The organism is Stenotrophomonas sp. STEN083 (assembly GCF_056759195.1).
The window spans coordinates 1-12,346 of record NZ_JBRRCU010000098.1 but is presented as its reverse complement, the minus strand read 5'-3'; the positions used below and the strand labels follow the sequence as shown (position 1 = coordinate 12,346).

11 protein-coding genes are annotated in these 12,346 nt (G+C 64.2%); 6 read left to right on the top strand and 5 right to left on the bottom strand.

Annotated features, from left to right (window positions below; translation table 11 throughout):
* Positions 1-183 precede the first annotated feature (183 nt).
* Positions 184-1,314 carry a PilT/PilU family type 4a pilus ATPase gene (locus tag ACVOK8_RS18570; protein WP_481546265.1) on the bottom strand — a complete coding sequence of 377 codons (1,131 nt, stop codon included), beginning with the start codon at positions 1,312-1,314 and terminating at the stop codon, positions 184-186.
* Positions 1,315-1,426: 112 nt separating this feature from the next.
* Positions 1,427-2,464: a type IV pilus twitching motility protein PilT gene (locus tag ACVOK8_RS18565; RefSeq protein ID WP_296251652.1), complete on the bottom strand. Its 1,038-nt coding sequence runs from the start codon at positions 2,462-2,464 to the stop codon at positions 1,427-1,429.
* 96 nt (positions 2,465-2,560) lie between these two features.
* Between ACVOK8_RS18565 and ACVOK8_RS18560 the strand changes: the two genes are divergently transcribed.
* From ACVOK8_RS18560 to ACVOK8_RS18540, 5 genes are all read left to right on the top strand, one after another.
* Positions 2,561-3,223 (top strand): YggS family pyridoxal phosphate-dependent enzyme, encoded by a 663-nt coding sequence (locus ACVOK8_RS18560; protein ID WP_481568116.1) that lies wholly within the window; start codon positions 2,561-2,563, stop codon positions 3,221-3,223.
* Between the two features lie 19 nt (positions 3,224-3,242).
* On the top strand, positions 3,243-4,103 hold the full coding sequence (gene proC / locus ACVOK8_RS18555) for a pyrroline-5-carboxylate reductase (RefSeq protein WP_481568115.1): 861 nt from the start codon (positions 3,243-3,245) through the stop codon (positions 4,101-4,103).
* Between the two features lie 178 nt (positions 4,104-4,281).
* Positions 4,282-4,743 carry a DUF4426 domain-containing protein gene (locus ACVOK8_RS18550; protein WP_481568114.1) on the top strand — a complete coding sequence of 154 codons (462 nt, stop codon included), beginning with the start codon at positions 4,282-4,284 and terminating at the stop codon, positions 4,741-4,743.
* Between the two features lie 272 nt (positions 4,744-5,015).
* Entirely contained in the window at positions 5,016-6,416 is a 1,401-nt protein-coding gene (locus tag ACVOK8_RS18545; RefSeq protein ID WP_481568113.1) for a phosphatase domain-containing putative toxin, read from the top strand.
* An 85-nt stretch (positions 6,417-6,501) separates the two neighbouring features.
* A complete protein-coding gene (locus ACVOK8_RS18540) occupies positions 6,502-6,909 on the top strand; it encodes a hypothetical protein (RefSeq protein ID WP_481549716.1) in 408 nt (135 codons plus the stop codon).
* Between the two features lie 90 nt (positions 6,910-6,999).
* Here the strand turns inward: ACVOK8_RS18540 and soxR are convergent, their stop codons facing one another.
* Positions 7,000-7,434, bottom strand: coding sequence for a redox-sensitive transcriptional activator SoxR (gene soxR / locus ACVOK8_RS18535; RefSeq protein WP_282268518.1), 435 nt, complete (start codon positions 7,432-7,434; stop codon positions 7,000-7,002).
* Between the two features lie 74 nt (positions 7,435-7,508).
* Between soxR and ACVOK8_RS18530 the strand changes: the two genes are divergently transcribed.
* The gene (locus ACVOK8_RS18530; RefSeq protein WP_481568112.1) at positions 7,509-8,870 is read left to right on the top strand and encodes an MFS transporter; all 1,362 of its coding nucleotides are present in this window, start codon (positions 7,509-7,511) and stop codon (positions 8,868-8,870) included.
* A gap of 102 nt (positions 8,871-8,972) precedes the next feature.
* On the opposite strand, the gene ACVOK8_RS18525 is transcribed toward ACVOK8_RS18530, so the two are convergent.
* Positions 8,973-10,934 (bottom strand): esterase/lipase family protein, encoded by a 1,962-nt coding sequence (locus tag ACVOK8_RS18525; protein ID WP_481568111.1) that lies wholly within the window; start codon positions 10,932-10,934, stop codon positions 8,973-8,975.
* Complete coding sequence (locus ACVOK8_RS18520; RefSeq protein WP_481568117.1) at positions 10,931-11,920, bottom strand: Lnb N-terminal periplasmic domain-containing protein; 990 nt, start codon at positions 11,918-11,920, stop codon at positions 10,931-10,933. The genes ACVOK8_RS18525 and ACVOK8_RS18520 overlap by 4 nt, the downstream gene beginning before the upstream one ends.
* Positions 11,921-12,346: the final 426 nt, after the last annotated feature.

Below are 12,346 nucleotides of genomic sequence, written 5' to 3'. Positions count from 1 at the left end.
GCCCAAATTTGGGCGGCCGCTTCGGCTGCGCCGCGGCCGAGGCCGCCCCCTGTCGGGTTCGGCCTTGTTGGGGTGGGTCGGGGTGGTTTTTTTGATTATGTTGATCTTGCCCCCCCCCCCCAACCCCCAAACAAAAAGCCGCCCCAAAAGGAGCGGCTTTTCAAACAACCAAACCCGCCAGACTCAACGAACTTCGGCAATCTCCACGCCATCCAGACCCTGCGACAAGGTCTTGGCATCGCCGCCCTGCGACAGCTTGATGCGCAGGCGCACTTCGTTCTGCGAATCGGCGTAGCGCAAAGCATCGTCGTAGCTGATCTCGCCGGCCTGGTACAGCTCGAACAGGCTCTGATCGAAGGTTTTCATGCCCAGCTGCACGGAATCCTTCATCACTTCCTTGAGCTTGTGCACTTCGCCATCGCGGATGTAGTCCTGCACCAGCGGCGTGCCCAGCAGGATTTCCATCGCCACGCGGCGGCTCTTGCCGTCCGGGGTCGGCACCAGCTGCTGTGCGACCACGCCCTTCAGGTTCAGCGACAAATCCATCAGCAGCTGATTGCGGCGATCTTCCGGGAAGAAGTTGATGATGCGGTCCATCGCCTGGTTGGCGTTGTTGGCGTGCAGCGTGGCCAGCACCAGGTGGCCGGTTTCTGCAAATGCCACCGCGTGGTCCATGCCTTCGCGCGTACGGATTTCGCCGATCATGATCACGTCCGGCGCCTGTCGCAGCGTGTTCTTCAGTGCTGCTTCCCAGCTGTCGGTGTCGATGCCGACTTCGCGCTGGGTGACGATGCAGCCTTCGTGCTTGTGCACGAATTCGATCGGGTCTTCGATGGTGATGATGTGGCCGGTCGAGTTCTGGTTGCGGTAACCGATCATTGCGGCCAGCGAAGTCGACTTGCCGGTACCGGTGGCGCCGACGAACAGGATGATGCCGCGCTTGGTCATGGCCAGCGTCTTGACCACCGGCGGCAGGTTCAGCTCTTCCACGGTGGGAATGCGCGTCTCGATGCGACGCAGCACCATGCCCACCTGGTTGCGCTGGTAGAAGCAGCTCACACGGAAGCGGCCCACGCCGGAGACGCCGATGGCGAAGTTGCATTCGTGGGTTTTTTCGAACTCCTCGCGCTGCGACGGCGTCATCACGTTGAGCACCATGTCGCGGCTTTGCTGTGCCGTCAGCGGTGTCTGGGTGATCGGCGACAGCTTGCCATTGACCTTCATCGACGGCGGCATGCCGGCAGTGATGAAAAGGTCCGATGCCTTCTGGTGCGCCATCAGCTTGAGGAACGAGGTGAAATCAATAGTGCTCATGTCTGGCTCCCGATGGAGAGCCGGGACAGGGCGTGGGATGACTCCACGGCGCCCCGTCGATTCCGGCTTTTGCGAATCCCGAATTCCGAATCTCTAATCCCGAAACCTGGAATTACTCGAACAGACGCTTGTCCTTGGCGTATTCCTTGGCCTGGTTGCGCGTGACCAGGCTGCGCTTGACCAGATCCTGCAGGTTCTGGTCCAGCGTCTGCATGCCCACCTGCTGACCGGTCTGGATGGACGAGTACATCTGCGCCACCTTGTCTTCGCGGATCAGGTTACGGATCGCCGGTGTTGCCACCATGATTTCGTGCGAGGCCACACGGCCGCCACCAACGCGCTTGAGCAGCGCCTGCGAAATCACCGCACGCAGCGACTCGGACAGCATCGAGCGCACCATCGGCTTTTCGCCGGCCGGGAACACGTCGATGATACGGTCGATGGTCTTGGCCGCCGAGCTGGTATGCAGGGTGCCGAACACCAGGTGACCGGTTTCTGCCGCGGTCAGTGCCAGGCGGATGGTCTCAAGGTCACGCAATTCGCCGACCAGGATGATGTCCGGGTCTTCACGCAGGGCCGAGCGCAGGGCTTCGTTGAAGCCGTGCGTGTCGCGGTGCACTTCGCGCTGGTTGATCAGGCACTTCTGCGAGGTGTGCACGAATTCGATCGGGTCCTCGACAGTGAGGATGTGACCGTATTCGTTCTTGTTGATGTGGTCGATCATCGCCGCCAGCGTGGTCGACTTGCCCGAACCGGTCGGGCCGGTGACCAGGATCAGACCCTGCGGCTGCTCGATCAGCTCACGGAAGATCGGCGGGCAGGCCAGGTCTTCCAGCGTCAGCACTTCCGAGGGAATGGTACGGAACACCGCACCGGCACCACGGTTCTGGTTGAACGCGTTGACACGGAAGCGCGCCAGCGAGGGAATCTCGAACGAGAAGTCGACCTCGAGGAACTCTTCGTAATCACGCCGCTGCTTGTCCGACATGATGTCGTACACCAGCGCGTGCACTTGTTTGTGGTCCAGGGCCGGGATGTTGATGCGACGGACGTCACCGTCCACACGGATCATCGGCGGCAGGCCGGCGGAAAGATGTAAGTCCGAGGCCTTGTTCTTGACCGAGAACGCCAAAAGTTCAGCGATGTCCATACGCGCTCTGTCCCCTGCGTTGCGAGTATATGTAAGGTGTTTCCCCTGGCAGGCAGTATAAGCCTTCCCACGTAAGAGGTAGATGCTTTGCAAACCGTGTCTTTGGCCACCCTCAGGCAGCAGATCGACGCTGCTTCCAGCCCCTCCCGGGCAGTCCGCCTGCTGGCCGTGTCCAAGCTGCAGCCGGCCGCTGCGGTGGCCGCTCTGGCTGCCCAAGGACAGCGTGCCTTTGGTGAAAACTATGTGCAGGAGGCAGCCGCCAAGATCACCGAACTGACCGAACTGGGCCTGGAGTGGCACCTGATTGGCCACCTGCAGTCCAACAAGGCCGAGCTGGCCGCCCAGGTGTTCGACTGGGTGCAGACGGTGGACCGGGCCAAGCTGGTCAGCGCCCTGGCCAAGCACCGCCCGGCCGCTTTGCCCCCCCTCAACGTGCTGATCCAGGTCAACATCGACGACGAGGACAGCAAGCACGGCTGTGCCCCGGAGCAGGTCGCCGCTCTCGCCGATGCCATTGCCAATGAGCCACGGCTCTGCCTGCGCGGGCTGATGGCTATCCCTGCCCCCTTCCCTGAAGCAGCTAAACGGCAAGCCGCGTTCGCACGGATGCAGGCCTTGTTTACCGACCTGGCCGCGCAACACCCGCAGGTCGATACACTTTCGATGGGCATGAGCAGTGACTTTGCCGAAGCCATCGCCGCCGGCTCGACCATGGTCCGGGTCGGCACCGCCTTGTTCGGCCAACGCCCTTCCCCTTGATCGCACCGAGATTGCATTGATGACCAGCAGCCCGTACGCAGACCTCCCCGACACCCAGCTCCCCGACACTGATGTCGCCTTCATCGGCGGCGGCAACATGGCGCGCAGCCTGATTGCAGGTTTGCTGCGACGCGGCATGGCCGCCAGCCGCATCCACGTGGCCGAGCCGGTCGCCGCCCTGCGCGAGGCACTGGCGCAGGACTTCGGCGTGCATACCTACAACGCGGCTGAAGCCGCCGCCGCTCATGCCGGGCTGTGGTTGATGGCGGTCAAGCCGCAGGTGATGCGTACCGTCTGCGAGGCCTTGAGCCCCGTCGCCGCCGCACAGCAGCCGGTGGTCGCCTCGATCGCCGCCGGCATCACCGCTGCGCAGCTCGAACGCTGGCTGGGTGGCGATCAGGCCATCGTCCGCGCCATGCCCAACACCCCCGCCCTGCTCGGTGCCGGCGTCACCGGCCTGTTCGCCAACCCACGCGTCTCCGCCGCCCAGCGCGCGCAGACCGAACAGGTACTGGCCAGCGCCGGCCGCACCGTCTGGATCGAGAGCGAAGGACTGATGGATGCGGTCACCGCCGTCTCCGGCAGCGGCCCGGCCTATGTGTTCCTGCTCGCCGAAGCGATGGAAGCGGCAGCGCTTGAACAAGGCCTGCCTGCGGATGCGGCGCGCTCGCTGGTACTGGACACCGTCCTCGGCGCCGCGCGCATGCTGACCGAAGCCGGCGAAGCCCCAGCCGAACTGCGCCGCCGCGTAACCTCGCCGGGTGGCACAACCCAGGCAGCCATCGAAACCTTCCAGGCCGGCGGCTTTGAAGCGCTGACCGCGAAAGCCATTGATGCGGCAGCCAAGCGAGGCAAGGAACTGTCTGCAGCCAACGATTGAATAGCTTCTTCAGCCAAGTACACGAGCCGCCCGCACTCGCGGAGGTCTGCTTCGAATCGCCCCTCTCCCCTCGCGGGAGACGGGTTGGGGAAAGGGGAACAAGGCGAAGCCTTGCAGCTTTTAAGCACCTAGAGCGCAGCCCCAACAACCAACACCACAGCCCAAGGACACCAACACCATGCCCCGGTTCGCCCTAACGCTGTCCTCCACCTTGCTGCTTACCCTTGCCGCCTGCTCCGCAGAACCCTCCCCGCGCGCAGCCGTCATCCAACAAGCGCAGCCCAGTCACGCCGACCTCGGCAAGCTGCGCGTGCACTACAACCTGCTGCCAACGCTGGCCATGAATGACGCCGTCGCCCGCAGCTACCAGGTGCAACGCGAAGCCGACCGCGCCCTGCTTGTCGTCGCCTTGCGACAACTGGAGCAGGGCGAAGAGCTGCCAGCCGATGGCAAGGTACAAGCCATCGCCACCGACCTTTCCGGCAAGCGCCAACAGATTGACTTGCGTGCGGTGCGTACCGGTTCCTATACCGATCTGATCGGTGTACTCGACGCGCATCCGCGCGATCAACTGCGCGTGGATCTGCAGATAAGCGCTGACGCAGGCGCGGGAAACGTTCGCTTCGAGCGAAATTTCTGAATCCCGCTGAAACAATAAGCATCGTCTTGTTTGTTGTTTCAGCGCCGTATTCCGCTTCGAAATGGCCCAGGGAAAAGCGCGTATTTCCTTTCCCAATCAACTCGATATGACATCGCGACCGACATTGCATCGCGGCGTGCAATGTTGATGCGCTGCGCCCACGCACGTCGCAAAGTCAAATTGACATGCAAGTGATGCAAACGATACTGGCCGCCTTTCCAATTCCGCGCACGTTGCAGAAATGCAGCCGGCGTCGGACAAAGTGATGTCCCTTGCCAGCTGAAAACTCACTCTCATCGTTGCTGCAGCTGCAAGGCTGGGGCATGCGCCGTGGCCAACGCACCGTGTTGTCATCGATTGATCTGAGCATCAGCGGCACCGGCATCGTGGTGCTGATGGGCCCAGGTGGCACCGGCAAATCCTCATTGCTGCAGGCGCTGTCTGGGCAAAGCAACGCCCATGGCGAACGCTGGGGCACGTTGCTGTTCCAGGGCGCGCCGCTGGAAGCGGCAAGCCAGCCGCCGGTTTTGGTGCAACAACACGCACGCGAACTCGGCTTCAGCGTGCTGGAAAACTTCAGCGCCGCGCTGCGCGCGCAATCAGACAACAAGCAGCAGGCGCTACGCGAAGATATCGACACGCGCCTGCAAGCGCTGGGCGCCACTGCCGTGGCCGCACATCTGCAGCACAGGGTGATCGATCTACCGCGCGGACTCGCCCGCCAGGTCGCCATCCTGCGCGCGGCCTTCAGCGGTAGCGCCTTGCTGCTGATCGACGAGCCGACCAGCGAGCTGGAGCCCGCCGACGCCGAAGCAGTGCTCAAGCTGATCGAACGTCTTTCTGCCAACCACTGCTGCCTGGTCAGCCTGCACCATCAAGGCCAGGCCCGACGTATAGCGTCGCGAGTGATCCTACTGGCCGGCGGCCATGTGCAGGTTGATGCACCGGTGGACGCCTTCTTTGCCAATAGCGGGCAGCACCCGGTGCTGGCGCAGTTCCTGCGCACCGGCAGTTGCCATGTGCCGGCGCCGGATGCGCGTGCCGAGGACCTCGCCGACGGTGTGGCTGCGCCGGCCCCGGTTGTCATCGCTGAAAAAGCACCAAGCCGGCCTGTCGCCGCTGCAGCCGAGACTTCCATTCCTCGTCCGTTGCAAGTGTCTACACCAGCACCGGTCCGTCTTTCCGCCACGCCGTCACGGCGCGGTCCCAACGGCTTCCATTGGCTGGTGCCGGGCAAGCTCGCCGGCTGTCCGATGCCGGGTGTGGTATTCGCTATCGATCACGATCTGGCGCTGTTGCGCGGCATGGGCGTGACCGTGCTGGTCAACCTCACCGAACGCGAGATGTCCGCCGAACGCTTGGCTCCATATGGCCTGCGCAGCTATCACCTGGGCATCGCCGACCGCGGCGCACCGCCTTTGCTGTGGGCCAAGCTGCTGCTGGCCAAGATCGAGGTGATGCTGCGCGAAGGCGAAGTGGTTGCCGTGCATTGCCTGGCAGGGCTGGGCCGGACCGGCTTGGTGCTGGCGGGCTGGTTGATACGCGAAGGGCTGACCGCCAATGAGGCACTGCGCCGCCTGCGCACGCTGGACCCGGGCTTCGTGCAGTCGCAGGAGCAGGAAGACCTGCTGCATGCACTGGAAGAAAACCTGCTGATCCGCGCCTGCGGCTGATCACCCCCTGAGCGATGCCGGGTCGCACTGCGGCCTGCGGGCATCGCTTTTCCTTTTTTTTCTCCCCCTTCCGCAAGGATCCCCCATGTCGCTCGACACCACCCTGCAACAATCCGTCGCCTCCATCCCCGAATGCGTGGCCGCCGGCTACGTCGATATCAGCTCCGGCATGCTGCTGTCAGTGCGCACCGTCGACTCGCATCCGCGCGAAGTGCTTGATCTGGTCGCCGCCGCTACCGCCGACCTGTATCAGGGCCCGAACATCCGCAGCATCGAGCAGATGTTCCGCCGCGCACGCGGCCTTGAAGATCAGGAAGGCGCGCATTACTTCCAGGAAATCATCGTCAACAGCGAAAACCTGATCCATGTCTTCATGCGCGGCAAGCGCTACCCGGACTACGTGATGGTGTTCGTCTGCCGCCGCACCGCCAACCTCGGCATGGTGCTGACCCGCTCGCGCTTGGCGATGCCGTCGATCGAAGCGGAAATCTGATCCATCCGGGCCACGCGATGTGGCCCGGGCTGCAAGTGCTGCTGGCGTGTCGTTCGATACCCGGCAGCTTGCCGATCCCGGCTCGCAACGCTAGCCGACGCGTTGCGGACCTTCACCGCGCTGCCCCAGCACATCCTGCGGATTCAGCAAGCCGCAGCGTTTGAGCGACAGACAGCCGCAACCGATGCAGTCGCTGAGCTGGTCACGCATGAACTGCAGCGTTGCGATGCGCTCGTCCAGTTCCTTGCGCCAGCGCGCCGACATCTTCGCCCAGTCAGCCTTTGTGGGCGCGCGCCCTTCCGGCAGTTCCGCCAGGCGCTCGGCCACCGCCTGCAGCGGCATGCCCACCCGCTGTGCGGCCTGGATCAGCGCCAGTCGCCGCAGCACATCACTCTGGAATCTTCGCTGGTTACCGGCCGTGCGCTGGCTGTGGATCAGTCCCTTGCGCTCGTAGAAGTGCAAGGCCGACACCGCAACACCGCTGCGCCGGGCCACTTCACCTACACTCAATTCCCGCGTGGACATCACTTGACCTCAACCATGGTTGAGGTGTGATGCTGCACGCCCCCCAGCCGCAACTCAAGCAGCAGCGTCGCATCATGAGTTCCCAAAGCATCGCCTCGGCCCCACCGGCCAGCACCTCCATCCTCGCCCCGCAATACCGTGCCACCACCTTCGGCATGGTCGCGCTGATCTCGCTGATCGCCTTCGAGGCGCTGGCCGTGGCGGCCGCCATGCCCAGCGTGGCCGAGGCTCTGGACGGGCTGCGCCTGTACGCGCTGGCCTTCGGCGGCGCACTGGCCACCAGCGTGATCGGCATGACCCTGGCTGGCCGCATGTGTGACCAGCAAGGCCCGGCGCGGCCGTTGTGGCTGGGCCTGGGCAGCTTCCTGATTGGCCTGTTGCTGGCCGGTTTGGCGCCGCGCATGGATGTATTGATCGTCGGCCGCCTGCTGCAGGGTGTCGGTATCGGTGCGATCTCGGTGTCGCTGTATGTGCTGGTGGCGCGCACCTATCCGGAAGCGCTGCGCCCCAAGGTGTTCGCCGCCTTCTCCGCTGGCTGGGTGGTGCCCTCGCTGATCGGCCCGGGTCTGAGCGGCCTGATCGTGCAGCACCTGAGCTGGCGCTGGGTCTTCCTTATCGTCCCGGTGCTGGCCTTACCGGCAGCTTGGTTGTTGTTGCCCGCCTTGCGCAGCACCCAAACCAGCATCCGCCGCGATGCCGAGCAACGGCCGGTGGTGCGCTGGGCAATAGGCACGGCGCTGGCCGCGCTGTTGTTGTATGTCGGCGGACAGCTGCAAGGTGCGCAGGCGCTGGCGGTGATGACGGTGGCAGTGGTCGCGTTGATTTTCTGCGCGCGTCATCTGTTGCCCAGCGGCACCTTGTTGCTGCGCCGTGGCCTGCCCAGCGTGATTGCCTTGCGTGGCATTGCCGCCTCGGCCTTCTTTGGCGCCGAAGCCTTCCTGCCACTGCTGCTGCAGCGCGAGCGCGACCTGTCGCCGCTGTGGGCCGGCGCGGCGCTCAGCCTGGGTGCGCTGGGCTGGTTCTCGGGCTCATGGATGCAAGGCCACCAGCACTTCGGCTGGCGGCGTACGCACATGCTGCAGGCCGGCACTTGGCTGATGCTGGCAGGCCTGCTGATTTCCGTGCTCACGCTGTATCCGGGCGTGCCCTTGATGCTGGCGCTTGCCGGCTGGGCGCTGACCGGGCTGGGCATGGGCCTGATCTACCCCAGCCTGTCGGTGCTGACCTTGTCGCTGTCAGCGCCGCACGAGCAAGGTGCCAACAGCTCTGCACTGCAGCTGAGCGAAGGCATCGCCGTCGCCTCGACGCTGGCGATCTCCGGCTCGCTGTTCGCCGCAACCGTTGGCGGCAATGAAACCAGCGGCTACCTGCTGTGCTTCGCGGTGACGCTGCTGTTGGCCGGATTGGCAACCGTGGTTGGTCGCCGCATCAGCTGAGCAGCGTTCGATCACGCAGCTCAACAATCTCCTGCGTCGCAACTCTGCGCGAGGATCTCCCGCTTGATCCATTGCCCGGGCTGCACGCAGCCCGGCACAGGCTCAGTGCGCGGCGTCCACGCCTTCCACTTCCAGCAGGTCCTTGCGCAGGATGCGGCGCACTTCCAGTACCGCTTCCGGCGTTTCCTGCACGCTGTGGCCAGACACGATCACTTTCTCCGACAGCGCGCCATCCAGATGCGCACTCCAGTACGGCACCAGCCCATCGTCGGACTCGGCGGTCGGCACATCGGCTTTGCGCTTGGCGATGATGGAGTGGTATTTGAGGCCCGGCTGGATCGGCAGCGCCGAAGACGCCTCGATGAAGGGATCGCTGGCCTTGAGGTTCTCGATGCTGTTGGTGATCACCGGTTCCTTGGGCTTCTTGCCATCAGCTTCACCCGGGTCCTGCAGCGCCATGAAGGCGTCGCCGAAGGCACCAAGAATGGTCAGCGGTAAGCGCACCAGCCTGCCGATCAAACGGCCGAGGCGGTTGCCAGCCGCATCCGTGCCCTTGTGCGGTGAGGCCAGGAAGATCGCCCGCTCCACATTCGGCTGCGGGGTGAAGTGCAGCACCGGCCCGAGTTTGGCTTCGACCCGCGCCAGCCGCTCACCCTGCAGGTTGTAGCGCTGGCGGGTGTTCTCCCACAGCACGTCGCCGGAGTCGCTGAGCATCAAGCGTGCGATCACGCCGCCCATGCTGTGGCCGATGAACACCATGTCGTGCGATGCCGGCGCGGTGCCCTTGGGATCGAAGTGATGCAGCGTGCTGTTGAAGGCCTTGCTGATGGTGTAACGGTTCAAGGCGATCGGCGCATTGGTCGGGTAGTACACCGACCACACCTGGTAATGCTCGCGCATTTCCTCGTCGCCCATGATCTCGTTGGCCAGGTTCACCCAGGCCTCCGGGCTGCTGGCCAGGCCGTGCAACATGAAGATGATGCGCTTGTTCGGATCGTAGGGCTGCATCAGGTAGATATGCGGCTCGCGGATGCCCTCGCCACGGCCGAACAAGGTGCGCAGTGACTCGGTGGCGAAGCCGGACTGGGCCAGCCACAGGCCATAGGCAGCGGTGAAGTTGGCCGCCAGCGGCACTTCTTGACCGCGCATCTGGATGCTGCTGAGGTCGGGCGAATAGGCCTCCAACTGCACCTGCCGGGTTGCCAGTATTTCTTCCAGCGTATTGCCGCTGAAGTTCAGCACGGCGGTCACGTTGACCGCAGGCATCTCGCTGTAGACCGGCAGGTCCTGCTTGCGCTCTTCAACTTCAATCGCCTGCGCCAGTGCTGGCGCTTCCATCATCGCCACCAGCTCGGCGCCAAAACCGTCGCGACGGTAGGAACTGCGCAAACCGGCAAAACTCACCGAGGACGCGGCCACCAGCTGCCTGGGCACGCCTTCGAGCTTGAGCTGGTCGAACTTCGCACTGATGGTCCACTCGTCCACCCGCACCGGCAGGTTGATGTCCTCGCCTTCCAAGGCCCGCGCACGGGTGCGCTGGAACACCACCGACGCGGCCTGCTCGGTCGCGTAGTTGTAGTAATCACGGACCTGGGTAAGCCGGTCTTCCAAAGCGCGCTCGGCTGGGCTGCGACCGCTGAAGAACAGGTACAGATAAGAGTAGCGCGCGGTTTCCAGCCAGGCATTCAAGGCCGCCGCCGGTAACTCGATGGGCTCATTACCCTTCGCCTTGGGGGTGAGCGCCAGGGCTTCCTGCATCCACAGCTCGGCCAGCGTGGACAGGCGCTGCTCGGACTGCAGGCCGTCATTGGTGGTGACCGTCTGCCGGCAGGTGGGCAGATCCTTGCTGCAATCACTTTCGGTCAAGCCAATGACAGACAGCGACTCCTGCGACAAGGCGCTGAGCTTGCCGGTGCTGAGGATGTCGCCACGCTTGAGCATCACATAGTCGGTGTTGCTCACCGCTTTCATCTTCACCATGGCGCAGCCGCTGGAGAGCAGCAGCGCCAGTACCGCGACCACCGACAACAACCGGCGTATCCATGTCTGCGGGGTGTGGGTCATGGGTTGGTTCCTGGTGCGGGAATGCCAGGTACGCCAGCGCGTATCCGGGAAGAGAAATCAGCCACATCGCCCGCTTCGCGTGCACGCAGCGTTATACGCCCCGATTGTTGCAGAGTCGCCAGCGGCACGCCCGGGGTCAGCCCACCGACGTCGGCGGCGTATTCGGCCAGATAGCCGGAGGCCAGCAGGCGGTAATCCAGCGGCAGATTCGGCTGGATGCGGCGCATCAGCTCGAACACCACCGTGGTGCAGTTGCTGGTCAGCGTGTTGTAGAAGCGCGGCTCCTTTTCCAGCAGCTGCCCGCGGTCCACGTAGAAGCGCAACAGATCGCGCATCTTGTCCGGGCTGAGTCCATGCAGGCGGTACAGATAGACATCCTCGCCTCGCGCGTTGCTGCGCGTCAGTACGATGTCGCGCTCGTCCGAGGCCACGAGCACCGCCTCGAACTTGCGGAAGAACCCGCCCAGCGCCGAGAACGACTCGCCCTGCTCCTTGCGGATTTCCAGCGAGAACACCAGCTGGCGGCCATCGGCGAAACCGAACGACACCAGCGTGTGCGCAATCGCCGGTCCCATCCAATAGGACAGGATCATGTCCACCGACTGCACCTGCGACAGATCGTACTCGCGCGCCTCCCAGCGCACGTCGTAGTCGGTCTCGGTCCGCCAATGGAAGTTGCGCACGTTGTCGATGATCAGGCGGTCGCCTTCGATACGCGCATGCAGCGGCTGCGCCACGTCATCGGCCCACGCCCGGTCCTGCTGCGGGTCGATCGTCGCCCACCAGATCAGCATCACCGCAAACAGCGCCCCGAACACCGCCAGCGAATGCCAGCGCCGCACCGGCCCGAAGCCCGCGCGGATCGCCCAGATGCTGGGCACGCACCACACCAGGATGGCCACGACCTTGGCCACCACATTGCCGGGGAACTGGTACCACAGCGCAAACCCGCCCCAGATTCCTATGCACAGACACAGCAACGCCAACAGGACCCGACCGACGCCACGCACAACACTGCCCAGACGCCGCTTCCCTACATTTGCCACTTCACTCTCCTGAAAGACCCAACAGTCCCGGAAGCGCACCGCGCCAGGCCGGAACCACCGCGAAATGAATGGGTCGCCAGCGACCCGCGGCAAAGATAGCCTGCCGGGCGCGGAAAGCGGAGTGAAACAATCAAAAAGCCAACTGAAGCGCAATGCCGTTCATTTAGACGGCAGGCCAAACGAACAAGCAGATAACCCCGTAGCCCCGTAGCCCGGGTAAGCGCAGCGCACCCGGGGCCGCTGGCACATGAGCTCGCACGACCACCGCCCCCCACCTCCCGGTTTGTGGGGGCCGGGGGGGGGGGGGGGGCGGGCGCGGGAGGGGGCGGGCGGGCGGGGGGGGGAGGGGGAGGGAGAAACCAAGCC